The sequence below is a fragment of the Candidatus Caldatribacterium sp. genome (genome assembly GCA_014359405.1).
Taxonomy (GTDB): domain Bacteria; phylum Atribacterota; class Atribacteria; order Atribacterales; family Caldatribacteriaceae; genus Caldatribacterium; species Caldatribacterium oleiphilum.
In genome coordinates this window covers 1-16474 of record JACIZN010000001.1, presented here as the reverse complement: position 1 = coordinate 16474, position 16474 = coordinate 1, and the positions used below count along the sequence as shown (strand labels likewise).

The 16474-nt window shown below is 54.1% G+C and carries 10 protein-coding genes and 2 rRNA genes; 1 reads left to right on the top strand and 11 read right to left on the bottom strand.

What is annotated here, in order from left to right:
• Positions 1–63: 63 nt before the first annotated feature.
• The 7 genes from hemW to H5U36_00030 form a co-directional block, all read right to left on the bottom strand.
• Positions 64–1221, bottom strand: coding sequence for a radical SAM family heme chaperone HemW (gene hemW / locus H5U36_00060; GenBank protein ID MBC7216583.1), 1158 nt, complete (start codon positions 1219–1221; stop codon positions 64–66).
• Positions 1218–3020: an elongation factor 4 gene (gene lepA / locus H5U36_00055; protein MBC7216582.1), complete on the bottom strand. Its 1803-nt coding sequence runs from the start codon at positions 3018–3020 to the stop codon at positions 1218–1220. Before lepA ends, hemW begins: the two co-directional genes overlap by 4 nt.
• Positions 3021–3024: 4 nt before the next feature.
• A complete protein-coding gene (murJ, locus tag H5U36_00050) occupies positions 3025–4575 on the bottom strand; it encodes a murein biosynthesis integral membrane protein MurJ (protein ID MBC7216581.1) in 1551 nt (516 codons plus the stop codon).
• Positions 4576–4631: 56 nt separating this feature from the next.
• Positions 4632–4748, bottom strand: a 5S ribosomal RNA gene (rrf, locus tag H5U36_00045).
• Between the two features lie 41 nt (positions 4749–4789).
• Positions 4790–7814, bottom strand: a 23S ribosomal RNA gene (locus H5U36_00040).
• Positions 7815–7937: 123 nt separating this feature from the next.
• Entirely contained in the window at positions 7938–8585 is a 648-nt protein-coding gene (locus tag H5U36_00035) for a rubredoxin (GenBank protein MBC7216580.1), read from the bottom strand.
• Between the two features lie 47 nt (positions 8586–8632).
• Positions 8633–10165 carry an FGGY-family carbohydrate kinase gene (locus tag H5U36_00030; protein ID MBC7216579.1) on the bottom strand — a complete coding sequence of 511 codons (1533 nt, stop codon included), beginning with the start codon at positions 10163–10165 and terminating at the stop codon, positions 8633–8635.
• Between the two features lie 242 nt (positions 10166–10407).
• Between H5U36_00030 and H5U36_00025 the strand changes: the two genes are divergently transcribed.
• Positions 10408–12282, top strand: coding sequence for a phosphoenolpyruvate carboxykinase (GTP) (locus tag H5U36_00025; GenBank protein ID MBC7216578.1), 1875 nt, complete (start codon positions 10408–10410; stop codon positions 12280–12282).
• Between the two features lie 45 nt (positions 12283–12327).
• Here H5U36_00025 and H5U36_00020 read toward each other — a convergent pair whose 3' ends face one another.
• The 4 genes from H5U36_00020 to H5U36_00005 form a co-directional block, all read right to left on the bottom strand.
• Positions 12328–13644, bottom strand: a complete 1317-nt coding sequence (locus H5U36_00020) for a TrpB-like pyridoxal phosphate-dependent enzyme (protein MBC7216577.1) — start codon at positions 13642–13644, stop codon at positions 12328–12330.
• Between the two features lie 18 nt (positions 13645–13662).
• The gene (locus H5U36_00015) at positions 13663–14460 is read right to left on the bottom strand and encodes an ABC transporter ATP-binding protein (protein ID MBC7216576.1); all 798 of its coding nucleotides are present in this window, start codon (positions 14458–14460) and stop codon (positions 13663–13665) included.
• A gap of 2 nt (positions 14461–14462) precedes the next feature.
• A complete protein-coding gene (locus H5U36_00010; protein ID MBC7216575.1) occupies positions 14463–15359 on the bottom strand; it encodes an ABC transporter permease in 897 nt (298 codons plus the stop codon).
• 61 nt (positions 15360–15420) lie between these two features.
• Positions 15421–16428, bottom strand: a complete 1008-nt coding sequence (locus tag H5U36_00005; protein MBC7216574.1) for an ABC transporter substrate-binding protein — start codon at positions 16426–16428, stop codon at positions 15421–15423.
• Positions 16429–16474 lie beyond the last annotated feature (46 nt).

Below are 16474 nucleotides of genomic sequence, written 5' to 3'. Positions count from 1 at the left end.
AACTCTTTCCCCAAAGTCAAGGGTAGGTGGTGACAAACGGGAAGGACTTGCAATGTCTCAGGGTTACCGCAAGGTCGTGGTTTCCCCTCCGGAGCAATTCCTCCTATCAAGCATCTCAAGGAGTATCTGGTGCAGGAGCAGAAACCCAGAGGAGGAGGGGTAGAGACGTTCTCCCTGCACGAAGAGTAGCCCTCTCTCGAGAAATTCCCGAAGGACCTCTCCCCACTCTGGAGAGGAGAGAAAAGAGAGAGGAACTCCCTGGTTTGTTCGCAGAAGGAGCATGATATCCTCAAGCTTTTTTGCCTCTCCGGAGAGCTCCTCTTCAAAGACAACCGGGAGTTTCTTTTCTTGAAGCATCCGGGAATACGTACGCAAAGAATCCGCGTTTTTCTGGCGCTTCCCCCCAAGATGTGTCCACGCCGAAGGTCCAAGACCTATGTACTCGCCGTTTCTCCAGTAGAGAAGATTGTGGCGGCATTCAAAACCTGGAAAGGCAAAGTTTGAGACCTCGTAATGGAGGTATCCCGCCTCGGTTAGCTTCCTCTCGGCCAGACGAAAGAGGTACGACTGCGCATCAAAAGAAGGGAAAAGCCTGCGGTGGCGGCGGAAAAAAGAGGCCAAAGGCACCCGAGGCTCCAGGGTCAGGTTGTACACGGAAATGTGGGGAGGAGCATACCGGAGAGCCTCTTCAACGTCCTTCTGCCAGGTATCGAAATCCTCAAGGGGAAGACCGTATATGAGGTCGATGTTCCAATTCTTCCACTCTTCTTTTCGAACCATGTCAAGGCTCATGCGAATCCTTGCAAGTGACGTCGAGCGACCAAGGAAAAGGAGGTACCGAGGCTGAAAGGTCTGAACCCCGATGCTTAAGCGAGTAATACCAGCATCCCTCCATTTTCGGAGCTTCTCGAGGGTTACAGTTTCCGGGTTTGCTTCAAGAGTCACCTCAAGAGGAAGAGAAAGGGTGAATCTTTCCCGAAGGACCTTGAGGAAATCCCCAAGAAGTGATGGCTCAAGAAGCGATGGAGTACCTCCGCCGAAGTAGACACTCTGGATTTCTCTTCCCTCGATACTCGAATGCGTTACCCGGAGGTCAAGCTCCTTAAGGAGGAGGCCAACAAATTCCCTTCCCTCTCCCTGCCAGGGATAAGAGACAAAATCGCAGTACGCGCATCGCTTCAGACAAAAGGGGATGTGAACGTAAAGACCAAGGGCGTTCACGATCCGGTCTTTAAAACCGCAAGAAAGGCTTCCTGAGGAATACGGACTTTTCCAATGGCTTTCATCCTCTTCTTTCCCTCTTTTTGCTTCTCAAGGAGCTTCCGCTTGCGGGTCACATCTCCCCCGTAACATTTCTGGAGGACATCTTTCCGGAGAGCTGGGATATCCTCCCGGGCAATGACTTTGCCTCCTATGGCAGCCTGAATGGAAACCACGAAGAGCTGACGGGGGATGATTTCCTTGAGCTTCCCTACAAGTTCCCGTGCCCTGTAGTACGCATTCTCCTGACAGGCAATGAAGGAGAGACCATCCACCCGTTCCTTATTGACGAGGATATCCACCCGTACGAGATTTGCCGGACGATACCCGGCAAATTCGTAGTCGAAACTGGCGTACCCGCGACTTATCGCCTTCAGACGGTCATAGAAGTCGAGCAGAATCTCAGCCATCGGAAGTTCGTAGGTGAGAAGAACGGTGTTCTCGTCCATGAAGAGCATGTCCTTGAAAACTCCTCTCCGGGACTGACAGAGCTCCATAATGCCTCCAAGGTACGCCGATGGAACGACAATCTTTGCCGTCACATAGGGTTCCTCGGCCTCCTCGATTTCCCCCAGAGGAGGAAAGTCCTTGGGAGAACGGACCTCGAGAACCTCCCCCTTTTTCGTCAGTACCTGGTACACAACGTGAGGTGCCGTTGCAACGACCTCAATTCCGAACTCCCGCTCAATCCGCTCCTGGACAATCTCCATGTGGAGTAATCCCAAAAACCCACATCGGAAACCAAATCCCAAAGCCTCCGAGAAATCGGGTTCAAAAACCAAAGACGCATCGTTCAGCTGGAGCTTCTCAAGGGCCTCCTTGAGATTCTCGTAACTCTCGTACTCCACGGGGTAGAAACTGCAAAAGACCATGGGCTTGACTTTCCGGTAGCCCGGAATCGGACAGGGAGCAGGAGAAACCGCCGAGGTGATAGTGTCCCCCACCCGGCTGTCCTGAACGTTCTTAATGTTGCAGGCAAGGTACCCCACTTCACCTGGACCGAGGGACTCCACCTCCTGCATATCGGGGGCAAAAACACCAACCGCAGTCACCTCGAACTCTTTCCCCGTGGAGAACATGCGAATTTTCATTCCCCTGCGGATGACACCGTCAACAACCCGGACAAAAGGCAGAACCCCCCGGTAAGGATCGTACGTGGAGTCAAAGATGAGCGCTCTGAGAGGACCTTCTTCCCTACCCTGGGGAGGAGGAACAAACTCTACAATTCGCTCAAGGAGCTCTTCAACTCCAACTCCGTGTTTTGCGCTCACCAGGGTGTAAGGGAGATGATCCGCCCCAAGAAGGGTATCGACCTCCCGCATGGCTCTCTCGGGATCAGCAGAGGGAAGGTCGATCTTGTTAATGACCGGAAGAATGGTCAATCCCTGCTCAAGGGCAAGACGGGCATGGGCAAGTGTCTGCGCCTCCACGCCCTGGGAAGCATCGACAAGAAGGATAGCCCCCTCACAGGCGGCAAGGCTTCTTGAGACTTCGTAGCTGAAATCAGCATGGCCAGGAGTATCGATGAGGTGGAAGAGGTAGATTTTTCCGGTTTTTCGGGAAACGTACTGGAGACGAACCGCCTTTGCCTTAATTGTGATGCCCCGTTCCCGCTCAAGGTCCATGCGGTCGAGAAACTGCTCCCGCATCCGTTTCTTGGGCACCGCGTTGCAGAGCTCGAGAATCCGGTCAGCCAACGTAGACTTACCATGATCGATATGGGCTATAATGCAGAAATTTCGAATATTTTCTCTTTCCACCGCTTCAGGACCCTCCGCTCCTTCGAAAATCTCCAAGAACCGCTAAGATAGCTCTCCTCTCATCCATTTTGAGAAGAAAGGGAAGCGCAAGGTAAAGCCCCCCAAGGAAACAGAGGATGAGCACAAACTCAAAAGAGGAAGCATAAGGTATCATTCTTTTTAGAGACAGACAACACGCCGTAAATATTCCAATTTGCATGGCTCCCTTGAGAAACCATCGCCCTGAAGGAAAAAGAGAAAAGTCCTCAACCTTCTGCCGTAGAAAGTATACAAGGAAGACGAACTGAAAAAAAGCGGCAAGAGATGTGGCCAGAGCCACTCCACCAAAGTCAAAAAATCGCACCAGCCACAGGTCAAGGACAATGTTCAGAAGGACAGCCGCAAGGCCAACTTTCACCGGGGTACGGGTATCATGGAGCGAGTAGAAGGCTCGAGTTACCAGGTGATTCAAGGCAAAAAAGACAAGCCCAGGGGCATAGTAGAAGAGGGCTAAAGCCGTCATGTCCGCAGCCAGGGCGTCGAACATTCCTCGCCGGTACACAAGGGCAACAAGAGGAAGCGGAAAGGTCATGAGGAAAACCACCGCAGGGAGCATGAAAAATAAGACCCATCGTACTCCTTGCCAGAAAGTCCTCTTCCACTCTTCGGTGTCTCCCGCCCACACACTCTGCGAGAGAGGTGGTAAAACGGCAATCGAAAGGGCAACCCCAAACACTCCAAGAGGAAATTCCATGAGGCGATCGGAAAAGTAGAGGGCGGATACAGCGCCCTCCCGGCAGAGGGAGGCAACAATCCGGTCCACCAGAGTGTTCACCTGGGAGACGGCAAGAGAAAAGGTGACCGGGAGCATCAGGTGGAGAACCTTCTGGAACCCTTCGTCCTCCCAGAACCGAAAGTTCACCCGGAGCAGGAAGCCTTTCCGTCCGAGAGGAGGAATCTGAAAGAGGAATTGCCAGAGACCCCCAAGAATCACCCCGAAAGCAAGGGCATAGGGACCAAAGGATTTCCGCAGAAAAAGGAGGCTCACAATTGTCCCCAGGTTGAAGAAAAAGGGAGCCACTGCGGGCCAGCTGAAGATATTGAGAGTGTTCAGAAAGCCCATAAGGAGCGCCGACCAGGAGATGAGGAGCAAAAAGGGGAACATGATTTGCGTTGAGTGGACGGTAAAGAGAAACTTCGCCGCATCATCCCGAAAGCCAATGGCGGCAAGACGGACAATCCACGGGGAAAAAAGGATGCCAAAAAGGCACACAAGGCCCACGATGAAGGTGAAACCGCTGAATACGGAAGAAACGAAGTTTTGAGGGTCCTTCTTTCGAGGGGAGGAAGCAAAGTACTCAGAGAACACAGGAACAACAGAAGTACTCAGGGCACCCTCGGCAAAAAGCCGCCGCAGAAGATTCGGTATTGTGTACGCAAGAAGGAATGCGTCGGTGACCCAGGTGGCCCCAAAGAAGGAAGATATAAGGATTTCCCTGAGAAGACCCGAAACTCGTGAGAGTAACGTCCCAAGACCAACGACTACAGTGTTTTTGAAGAGCCTGCTCTCCTGCATATCCATCTCCTCAAGGCGTAAATACAAAAAAAGCCGGAGATTGCTCTCCGGCTCTTTCCCGGCAGCGTCCTACTTTCCCGCCCAGTTCCCCAGGCAGTATCATCGGCGCTGGAGGGCTTAACTTCCGGGTTCGGAATGGTTCCGGGTGTCTCCCCTCCGCTATGGCCACCGGGAAACCTGTATACCTCTGGGGAAGCATCCTGGAATGAAGCCATTGCGGTCAAGTCCTCGACCTATTAGTACCCCTCGGCTCAAGGTGTTGCCACCCTTACACCTGGGGCCTATCAACCGGGTCATCTTCCCGGGGTCTTACCTGGTCGACCCAGTGGGATACCTCATCTTGGGGTGGGCTTCGCGCTTAGATGCTTTCAGCGCTTATCCCATCCGGACACAGCTACCCAGCGATGCCCCTGGCAGGACAACTGGAACACTGGAGGTCCGTCCATCCCGGTCCTCTCGTACTAGGGACAGCTCCCCTCAGGTATCCTGCGCCCGCGACAGATAGGGACCGAACTGTCTCACGACGTTCTAAACCCAGCTCGCGTACCGCTTTAATGGGCGAACAGCCCAACCCTTGGGACCTGCTCCAGCCCCAGGATGCGACGAGCCGACATCGAGGTGCCGATCCTCCCCGTCGATGTGGACTCTTGGGGGAGACCAGCCTGTTATCCCCGGAGTACCTTTTATCCGTTGAGCGATGGCCCTTCCACACGGCACCACCGGATCACTAGGCCCGACTTTCGTCCCTGCTCGAGGCGTCCCTCTCGCAGTCAGGCTCCCTTATGCCCTTACACTCACCACACGGTTTCCAATCGTGCTGAGGGAACCTTAGGGCGCCTCCGTTACCTTTTAGGAGGCGACCGCCCCAGTCAAACTGCCCACCTGACACTGTCCCTCGGGAGGATGACTCCCGCAGGTGAGAATCTGGATATGTCAAGGGTGGTATCTCAAGGGTGGCTCCATGGGAGCTGGCGCCCCCACTTCTCCGCCTCCCACCTATCCTGCACAAGACACACCCGGATTCAATATCAGGCTGCAGTAAAGGTTCACGGGGTCTTTCCGTCTAGTCGCGGGTAGCAAGCATCTGCACTTGCATTGAAACTTCGCCGAGCCCCCCGTCGAGACAGCGCCCCAGTCGTTACGCCATTCATGCGGGTCGGAACTTACCCGACAAGGAATTTCGCTACCTTAGGACCGTTATAGTTACGGCCGCCGTTTACTGGGGCTTCGGTTTGGAGCTTCGCCTACAGGAGAACCCATAGGCTAACCCCTCCCCTTAACCTTCCAGCACTGGGCAGGCGTCAGGCCCTATACGTCGCCTTACGGCTTAGCAGAGCCCTGTGTTTTTAGTAAACAGTCGCCAGGGCCGATTCCCTGCGACCCCTTCAGGCTCAGAGGGCAAGCCTCCTCACCTTAGTGGGGCACCCCTTCTCCCGAAGTTACGGGGTCAGATTGCCGAGTTCCTTAACGGGGGATCACTCGCGCGCCTTAGAATGTTCATCCCACCTACCAGTGTCGGTTTGCGGTACGGATACCTGCCGCCCATCGTTAGGGGCTTTTCTCGGCAGTGTGGGATCAGCGAGTTCGCCCCAAAAAGGGGCTCCCCATCACCTCTCGGCGTTGACGAGGGAAGGGATTTGCCTCCTCCCTCCGCCTACGGGCTTAGACAGCCTATTCCTCCAGGCTGCTCGCCTACCCTCCTGCGTCCCCCCATCCTCAAACGGTGGCAGGTAGTGCCGGAATATTAACCGGCTGCCCATCACCTACGCCTTTCGGCCTCGGCTTAGGATCCGACTTACCCTGGGCGGACGAACCTTCCCCAGGAAACCTTAGGCTTACGGCGAGAGGGATTCTCACCCTCTTTAACGCTACTCATGCCGGCATTCTCACTTGGGATACCTCCACGGGTCCTCACGGTCCCGCTTCAACGGCCTACCCAACGCTCCCCTACCAATGCAAAAGGCAAAACCTTTTGCATTCCGCAGCTTCGGCAGCAGGCTTGAGCCCCGAGAATTTTTCGGCGCAGCGTCGCTAGACCAGTAAGCTATTACGCACTTTTTAAAGGATGGCTGCTTCTAAGCCAACCTCCTGGCTGTCACAGCAACGCCACCACCTTTACCACTTAGCCTGCATTTGGGGGCCTTAGCTGGCGGTCTGGGCTGTTCCCCTTTTGACCACGGAGCTTATCCCCCGCGGTCTGACTCCCCGGCTCAAAGGAGAGGTATTCGGAGTTTGGTTGGGTTTGGTAGGCGGGTAAGCCCCCTAGCCCATCCAGTGCTCTACCCCCTCTCCTCACCACCGGAGGCTAGCCCTAAAGCTATTTCGGGGAGAACCAGCTATCTCCAGGTTTGATTGGCCTTTCACCCCTACCCACAGCTCATCCGAGCGGTTTGCAACCCACACCGGTTCGGGCCTCCATGGGGTTTTATCCCCACTTCACCCTGGCCATGGGTAGATCACCTGGCTTCGGGTCTACGGAAGCTGACTCTGCGCCCTGTTCGGACTCGGTTTCCCTACGGCTCCGCACCTTAAGTGCTTAACCTTGCCAGCTCCCGTAACTCGCCGGCTCATTCTCCAAAAGGCACGCAGTCGAACCGATATGGACTACGTCCATACCATGGTCCTTCCACGTATTGTGGACACACGGTTTCAGGTTCTATTTCACTCCCCTCCCGGGGTTCTTTTCACCTTTCCCTCACGGTACTGGTGCACTATCGGTCGCCAGGGAGTATTTAGCCTTAGGAGGTGGTCCTCCCAGATTCCCACGGAATTCCGCGTGGACCGTGGTACTTGGGAACACAGAACCGAGAGAGAGCTGTCCTTCGCCTACGGGGCTATCACCCTCTCTGGCGAGGCTTTCCAGTCCTCTTCGGCTCGGACGCTCTTTTGTAACTCTCTGGCCGCACCCTGGCTTGGCCCTTCTGTGTCCCGCTACCCCCAGAGAGCAACGCCCAGGGGCTTTGGCACTCTCTGGGTTTGGGCTCCTCCCCGTTCGCTCGCCGCTACTTGGGGAATCGAGTTTTCTTTCTTTTCCTCGGGGTACTGAGATGTTTCAGTTCCCCCGGTTCGCCTCCTCCTTGCGGAGGATACTGGGGGTTTGCCCCAGTGGGTTGCCCCATTCGGGAATCCCCGGATCATCGCTTGCTTACAGCTACCCGGGGCTTATCGCAGTTAGCCACGCCCTTCATCGCCTCCTGGCGCCAAGGCATCCACCGTGTGCCCTTTCTAACTTGACCGCAAACCTGTCTATTCGGCAGGATGCTTTCCCCAGACGGTATTCACTTGTCAAGGTGCATGCCCAACAGGGCAAGTGGTATTTTACTCGGTTTCTTTTCCTTTTGCAAGGGGGAGGGGTGAAAATTCTACACCCTCTCGAATTGGTCCTTACCAACCCCACAAATCGGGCAAACCCAGGTATCCGGAAGGTCGGCAAAACGAGTCCCCGCAGGGATTCCTGAATCTGGGTCTCCGAAACGGGGGTCGTAGATGTACCCACAGACCTTGCAGCGGTACCGTCCTACTTCTTCGGGTTTCACCTTTTCTTCCTTGTACGTTGCTGCGGTGCGAGGGACCTTTCCGCCCTTGACATCCCGGTAGTACCCGTAGGTCATGGGGTTAGCTTCTGCATTCACAAAATCCGTTTCCACCACTTCCCCAAGGAGCAGGACATGGGTTCCTGCGTCTACACTTTTGACGAGTTTTGCCTCGACAAAAGCCACAACGTGCTCAGCAAGAATGGGAACACCCGTCTTTCCAAGGAAATACTTCACCTGGTCGAACTTCTTCGTGTCCTTGCCGCTTCGAAAGCCAAAAAGACCTATTACCTGGAGGGGTGTATCTTGGTCAAGAACCGAAATGCCAAAGTACCCGCTCTGCTGCACAAGGGGAAGGGTATAGCTCTCCTTGTTGAGGCTTGCCACAATCTGGGGAGGAAAAGCCGTGACCTGGACCAAAGCGTTGATAATGCACCCATTCACCTCCTCCCCATGGCGGGCAGATAAAACGTACATTCCACAGTTGAGCGAAAAAAGGGCGTCAAGATTCACCAAAACTCCCCCTACATCAAATCCGCAAGCTTTTTCATGACGCCTTTGGTGCTCTCGTAGAGTTCCCGGAAGAGCTCGTAGTACCGGTCGTACATTGCTTTTCTTTCGGGGTCCACCTTAATGACCGGTCGGAAGCTCACCCACTCCTTGATGCGCTCCGGTTTGTCGATGACCCCCGTGCCAAGACCGGCAAGAAAAGCATCACCAAAAGGTGCCTCGACGTCCTTTGAGAGACGCTTCATATCAAAACCAGTCACATCGGCAAAAATCTGCACCCAGAAGGAGGAACGGGCAACACCACCGACAATCCAGCACTCGGGGTTGAGCTTCATTCCCGTTTTCAGAGCCTCTTCCATGTTGTGCCGGAGAGCGTACGCCGCAGCCTCAAGCATGGCCTTGTAGACGTGAGCCCTTGTGTGGTAGAGGGAGAGCCCAAGAATTGTTCCCCGGGCATCGGGGTCCCAAATGGGCGAGCGTTCACCCATGAAGTACGGGAGCACGACGATACCCTCACTTCCTGGTGGGATGTCCCGTGCCTGGAGCTCAAGAAGAGTGTACGCAGGAATGCCGAAGTCTTTCTCCGCTTCCTTCTCAAGCCGCCCGAACTGGTCACGAAACCAGCGCGCTAAGGCTCCAGAGGTTGCGCTTCCGCCGAAGGTGTAGATGAGCTTATCATCGTACACCACGTACGGGAAGCTCACCAGGAACGGGGTAAGGTACGTCCCATCGTGCACCGTTCCCCAGCACATGGAGGTTCCTGCCATGGCCACGTGTTCTCCAGGACCTAAAACCCCTGCCGCAAGCTGCGCAACCGGCGCATCAATGCCCCCTGCCACGATGGGCATGCCGCTCAAAAGACCCATTTTCTCGGCAAATTCCTTCTTGAGCTTCCCCACAATCTCGGAGGATTTATAGATTCTCTCGGGGAGCATCCGCTTTGGAATCCCAAGGATTTCGCACATTTCATCAGACCAGGTGCGCTTGCGGATATCAAAGACTCCACCGATATTGCCCGCCGAAGAGTAGTCCGTGGCGAGCTCCCCGGTGAGACAGTACACCACGTAGTCCTTGGGAGTGACGAACTGGTAAATTTTTTCCCAAACCTCGGGTTCGTTGTTCCGTATCCACATCATCTTCGTGAAGCCGTAGTACGAATCAACGTAATTCCCCGTGATGCCAAAGATTTTCTCAAGGGGAACGTTGTCCTTCACCCACTGCGTTTCCTTCCTTGCCCTCCGGTCCATCCAGATGAGGCAGGGACGAAGAGGCTTTATGTCCTTGTCCACAGGAATGCCCGAACCACCGTAGAGACCGCTTATGGCAAGGCCGGCAATATCCTTGGGATTGACCTTTGATTTCTCCACGCAGCGGGCAACAGTTTTCACCACCGCGTCAAGCCAGACATCCGGCCACTGCTCTGCCCAGGATGGCTTCGGCGTGATAACGCCGTACTCCACAAAGGCATCGGCGATGAAATTCCCCTTCTCATCCACCATAACCGTCTTGGTGCCGTTGGTCCCGATATCAGTTCCAAGAAGGTACATACGTTCACCCCCGCCTACCAGAAGTTCTCTGGGGCTATTGTACCATAACTCAAAAAAATTCCTGTAAATCCACTTTCGGGAAAATCTTTCTCTAAACATCTGAAGAATGTAACAAGGACAACAACGCAGCTACCATGCCTTTTTCGGCTCCCGAACTGAAACGACAGAGAAATGCCGAGAAACTATTGATACTTGGAACGCAAACCTTTAAAATTCTCGCTAAAAACAAAGGAGTGGAAAGGATGAAGGAAAACCTGAGAGTGCGATTAAGCCCAAACATGTGGGAGAGACTGGCGCGTATCACCAACCCTCAGGTCCATGAATTCATCGCCTTTTTCGTGTCCTTGTGCAATCCCGACAGGGTTTTCATCTCAACGGACAGCGAGGAAGACCTCCAGTACATCCGGGAAAGTGCCATAAAGAATGGAGAAGAAATCCCTCTGGCCATACCGGGACATACGGCGCATTTTGATAGTTACTTTGATCAGGGACGGGATAAGAAGAACACCAAGATCCTTGTTCCTCCTGGAGAGAACCTCGGCCCCTTTATTGAGACTATGGACCGAGAAAAAGGCCTCTCCGAAATTCTCGAACTTCTCAGAGATATCATGAAAGGTCGAGAAATGTACGTCCTCTTTTTGTGCCTTGGACCGGCAAATTCCCCTTTCACCATACCCTGTGTTCAGCTCACTGACTCAAGTTATGTGGCCCACAATGAGTATCTTCTGTACCGTCCGGGATACGAGGAATTCATTCGTCGGGGAAATTCCTTCGACTTTTTCCGGTTTGTTCACGCCCAAGGAGAACTCGACGAGAGAAAGACCTGCAAAAACATCGACAAAAGGAGAATCTACATTGACCTTGAGGGAGAAACGGTGTACAGCGTGAACACCCAGTACGGAGGAAACAGCATTGGAATGAAGAAGCTGGCCATGCGTCTGGCCATCCGCCGAGGAGACCGTGAAAACTGGCTCACCGAACACATGCTCATTATGGGTGTCCGGGGTTCTCAAGGAAGAGTGACCTACTTCACCGGCGCCTTTCCCTCACTGTGTGGAAAAACTTCAACCGCTATGCTCGAGGGGGAAACCATCGTAGGAGACGATATCGCTTATCTGCGAAATATCAACGGCGAAGCTCGGGCAGTAAACGTCGAGCGGGGAATGTTTGGTATCATTCAGGGAATAAACTCCGTTGACGACCCCATTATCTACAAGGCCCTGTGTACCCCGGGCGAGGTCATATTCTCCAACGTCCTCATCACCGAAGACGGAGGGGTTTTTTGGGAGGGTAAAGACGCTCCCCTGCCCGAAAGGGGGATAAATCACAGCGGAATGTGGTTCCCCGGCAAAAAGGATGAAAAGGGAAGAGAGATTCCTCCCTCCCATCCCAACGCCCGCTTTACGATTTCTCTCGAAAAGCTTGAAAACCTCGATCCTCACCTTGACGACCCTCTTGGGGTTGTAGTCAGCGGCATTGTGTATGGAGGAAGGGACTCGGATACCTGGCCACCGGTAGAAGAAGCTTTCGATTGGGTTCACGGTATCATCACAAAGGGCGCAGCCCTGGAATCAGAAACCACTGCTGCTACTCTGGGAGAAGTGGGAGTACGAGAACTCAACCCCATGTCAAACCTTGACTTCCTCTCCATCCCTATTGGTCGGTACATCCAAAACAACCTCAATTTTGGGAAAGGATTAAAGAGAGTTCCAAAAATCTTCTCTGTCAACTACTTCCTGAAGGACGCGGATGGCCGTTACCTCAACGAGAAAAGGGACAAAAAGGTTTGGTTTAAGTGGATGGAAAAGAGAGTTCACGGGGAGGTCAGAGCTGCCAAAACCCCGACCGGATTCATTCCCCTTTACCCAGACCTCAAGGCGCTCTTCAAAGAGGTTTTGCAAAAAGAGTATCGGGAGGAAGATTACGTGAAGCAGTTCATGCTTCGGGTAAACGAGAATCTTCGGAAAATTGAGCGAGTCACGAAGATCTACCGCGAAAAAGTTGAGGACACTCCCCCGATTCTCTTTGAGGTCCTTGAAGAGCAACGAAAGCGATTGCTTGCCGTCCTTGAGAAATACGGACCGTACGTGAACCCCTTTGTCTTTGAGGTAGTCTGAGGAGGAAGTGTCCGAGAAAAGCAGGGCAACTTGCCCTGCTTTTCTCTATTTTCCGTGGTTCACATCAGGGAGTTTCCCAGAGAGGTACTGATCGTAGGCACTGAGGTCCAAGAATCCGTGGCCGCTGCAGTTGAAAAGAATCACCTTCTCTTCACCGGTTTCTGCACACTTTTTGGCTTCTTCGATAACCGCCTTCACCGCATGAGCCGTCTCCGGAGCCACCACGAATCCCTCAGTACGGGCAAAGAGAACCGCTGCCTCGAAAACGGCGTTCTGGTGGTACGCCTGGGCTTCGATGAGACCAGCATCGTAGAGAAGGCTTATAATGGGTGCCATACCGTGGTACCGCAAGCCCCCCGCGTGAATCGCCGGAGGAATGAAATCATGCCCTAAGGTGTGCATCTTCAAAAGAGGGGTGTTCTTGGCCACATCCCCGTAGTCGTACTCGTACTTTCCCCGAAGAAGGGAGGAACAGGCCACCGGCTCAACCGCAATCCCCCGAAAGTTCTTCTTTCCCTCGAGCTTGTCCCGCATGAAGGGGAGAAGGATTCCTCCGAAATTGCTCCCTCCTCCCACACACCCCACAATGATATCCGGGTATTCCCCGACTTTCTCAAGCTGGAGCTTTGCCTCTTCGCCGATAATGGTCTGATGCAGGAGCACGTGGTTCAGAACGCTTCCCAGGCTGTACTTGGAGTTTGGGGTCGTCACCGCGTCTTCTATGGCTTCACTGATGGCGATGCCAAGGCTTCCGAGGGAATTCGGGTCCTGAGCGAGGATGTCACGCCCTGCCTTCGTACGGGTGCTTGGGCTTGGGTACACCTCTGCTCCCCAGGTTTCCATGAGAACTCGCCGGTACGGTTTCTGCTCGTAGCTTATCCGCACCATGTACACCGTACACTCAAGACCGAAGAACCGACACGCCATGGCCAGGGCCGAACCCCACTGACCCGCCCCGGTTTCTGTGGTCAGACGCTTCGTCCCGTCTTTTTTGTTGTAGTACGCCTGGGCCACGGCGGTATTCGGCTTGTGGCTCCCTGCAGGGCTCACCCCCTCGTACTTATAGTAGATGCGGGCCGGTGTGCCGAGGGCCTTCTCAAGACGCCGGGCCCGGACAAGGGGTGTTGGCCGCCACAGGCGGTACACATCGAGAACCTCCCCCGGGATATCGATGAAGCGTTCCCCGCTCACCTCCTGCTCGATGAGGCTTGGAGGAAACACGGGGGCAAGGTCCTCCGGTTTCACCGGTTCCCTGGTGAGAGGATGGAGCGGAGGGTCAAGGGGACGGGGAAGATCAGGGAGGATATTGTACCAGACCGTGGGCATCTCCCGCTCGCTCAGAAGAACGCGATTCTCATCCATACTCTTTCCTCCTTTCTTCTATGACGAGAGCAGAGCTCTATCGTCCGCGAACTTCTTGTGACGTCGCTCGCTGAACCGCTCAAGGAGCTCCTGCAGGGTCATGCGCTTTCGCTCTTCCCCGGAAATGTCAAGCACAATCTCCCCTTCATCCATCATGAGCGTCCGGTTCCCGTACTGGAGAGCATCCTGAAGGTTATGCGTCACCATGATGGCCGTGAGGGCGTTCTCTTCTATGAGACGCGTGGTCAACTCCATTATCTTCTCGCCCGTTTTGGGGTCAAGATTTGCCGTATGTTCGTCAAGAAGGAGTATTTTCGGATTCCCAAAGGTAGCCATAAGAAGGGCAAGGGCTTGCCTTTGACCCCCCGAGAGAAGTCCAACCCGGTCCTTCAGGCGCTTCTCAAGGCCAAGTCCAATTTCGGCAAGACGCTCCCGGAAGTACTCCCGCATTTTCTCGTTTATGGCCATGCGGATACCCTTCCGTTTCCCCTTGAGATAGGCAATTGCCAGGTTCTCCTCAATGGTGAGGTTTGGAGCCGTCCCCTGGAACGTATTCTGGAAGACCCTCCCGAGGTACTTCGCCCGTTCATGAGCGGGAACCGTGGTCACATCGCTACCGTTGATGAAGATACGGCCGCTGTCGGGAAAGTACGTACCTCCGATGAGGTTGAGAAGCGTCGTTTTCCCCGCACCGTTACTCCCCACAACGGTCACGAATTCCCCCTTGGTCACCTCAAGGCTCAGGTTCCGGATGGCCCATCGCTCATCCTGAGTATTCCGGAAAAAGTACTTGTTCACCCGTTCAAGCCGAAGCATGGCTACGCCTTCCCAAATTTTTCCTTGAGAACAGGGAAAGAGAGAATGATAATCACGAGAAGCCCCGTAAAGAGCTTCAGATCGTACGGTTTAAAGCCGATGCTGTACCCCCAGTTCAGGGCAATGGCCGTGGCCAAACGGTACACCACCGACCCCACAATCACCTGAAGGGTCATGACAAAGATTGTTTTCCCCCGCAGGAGTACCTCTCCCACAATGACCGAGGCAAGTCCCGAGATGACCATGCCGATGCCCATGTTGATGTCCACAAAGCCCTGGTACTGGGCAAACATCGCTCCTGCAAGGGCCACCAAAGCATTTGAAAGGCTGATACCGATGAGTTTCATGTCGTTTGGGTCAATACCCTGGGTGGCCACAAGGACTTCGTTGTCCCCTGTAGCCCGAATGGAAAGACCGACTTCCGTCTGCAGGAAAGCATCGATGAGGAATTTCAGGAAAATGATGAGGCCGCAGAGAAAGACAAGACGAACGTACACCTCGGGCACAGAAGGAAAGGAATCCCGAAGGATGGTAAAGAGTGTACGGTGCCCAAGGTACTCAGAAAGAGAGAGATTGGGTCTCCCCATGATTCGAAGGTTTATGGAGTACAGGCAAATCATGGTGAGGATACCCGAAAGAAGCGCCGGAATCCGGGAAAAGGTGTGGAGGATACCGGTGAAAAGTCCTGCTACCGCCCCCGCACCAAGAGCAACGGCAATTCCCACTCCCGGACCATACCCCCGGTACATCATGAGGGCAAAGACCGCCGCCCCCAGGGGGTAGCTCCCATCAACGGTAAGATCGGGAAAATTCAAGCACCGAAAGGTAATGAAAACCCCAAGGGCCAGAATCCCAAAGAGCAATCCTTCCTGGATGCTGTAGAGGAAAAACTCCTGAATCGGAATGCCCCCTCTCTTTCTCGAGGCGGGAGACTGGAAACAGTCTCCCGCTCATTAATTTTTACTCGAGCTTACCCAGCGTAACCTCGACACCCTCTTTTTCCATTGCCTTGACGAACTCGTTGAGCTTGGCCTCAAGGTCAGCCGCCGAAAGTCCTAAAGCCTCAACGGTCTTGGGATTCACAAGGAGAAAGAGTTTTTTGGCAAACTCGACCGGAATATCCCCCGGTTTTTCTCCCTTGAGGATTCGAGCTGCGATATCGGCGGTTTGCCTTCCGTGGAGGTAGTAGTCAAACCCAAGGGCGCAGAGGGCTCCTTTTCCAACCGTTGTCGGATCCGCAAGAATGAGGGGGATTTTATTGGTAAGACATACGTTCCCCACCGCGTCCAGAGCGCTCACCACGGTATTGTCGGTGGAAACGTAAATGGCGTCAACCTTTCCGACCAGGGACTGGGCAGCCATGGCCACATCGGCAGTGCTTGCCACCGTTGCCTCAACAAGTTCAAGGCCAAGTTCCGCACAGGCTTTTTTAGCCAGTTCATTCGTCACCACCGAGTTGACCTCTCCGGCATTGTAGAGCGTCCCAATGCGCTTTGCCTCAGGGAAGAGGAACTTGATGAGCGCAATCTGGCGGGCTACCGGTGTCATATCAGAAATTCCTGTGACGTTTCCTCCCGGGTGCTCGAGGTCTTTCACAAGACCTGCGCTCACCGGGTCGGTAACCGCCGAGAAAACGATGGGTATTTCCTTTGTGGCGTTGACCGCAGCCTGTGACGTGGGAGTAGCAATGGAGAGAATAAGGTCCACCTTTTCGGTGACGAATTTCCGGGCAATGGTGTTGGCCGTTGCAATATCCCCCTGGGCAGACTGTGCATCGTACTCTATGTTAACCCCTTCTTCGTACCCGTAAACCTCCTTCATGGCGTCGATGAACCCCTGGCGGACGGCATTGAGGGCCGGGTGGTCAATGATTTGCATGATACCGATGCGCACTTTTTCCTCTGCTCCCACACCCAGGGCAAGTCCAAAGAGCAAAACCACGAAGAGCACAATACCTATCCTTTTCATGCCAAACCCCCCTCTCGTTTTTTACAAAAAAACCCCTCGCCGCAGG

Coding starts and splice junctions, on each gene's coding strand:
- murJ (MBC7216581.1), bottom strand. CDS start 4,575: ATGCAGGAGAGCAGGCTCTTCAAAAACACTGTAGTCGTTGGTCTTGGG.
- H5U36_00035 (MBC7216580.1), bottom strand. CDS start 8,585: ATGTACGTTTTATCTGCCCGCCATGGGGAGGAGGTGAATGGGTGCATT.
- H5U36_00030 (MBC7216579.1), bottom strand. CDS start 10,165: ATGTACCTTCTTGGAACTGATATCGGGACCAACGGCACCAAGACGGTT.
- H5U36_00025 (MBC7216578.1), top strand. CDS start 10,408: ATGAAGGAAAACCTGAGAGTGCGATTAAGCCCAAACATGTGGGAGAGA.
- H5U36_00020 (MBC7216577.1), bottom strand. CDS start 13,644: ATGGATGAGAATCGCGTTCTTCTGAGCGAGCGGGAGATGCCCACGGTC.
- H5U36_00015 (MBC7216576.1), bottom strand. CDS start 14,460: ATGCTTCGGCTTGAACGGGTGAACAAGTACTTTTTCCGGAATACTCAG.
- H5U36_00005 (MBC7216574.1), bottom strand. CDS start 16,428: ATGAAAAGGATAGGTATTGTGCTCTTCGTGGTTTTGCTCTTTGGACTT.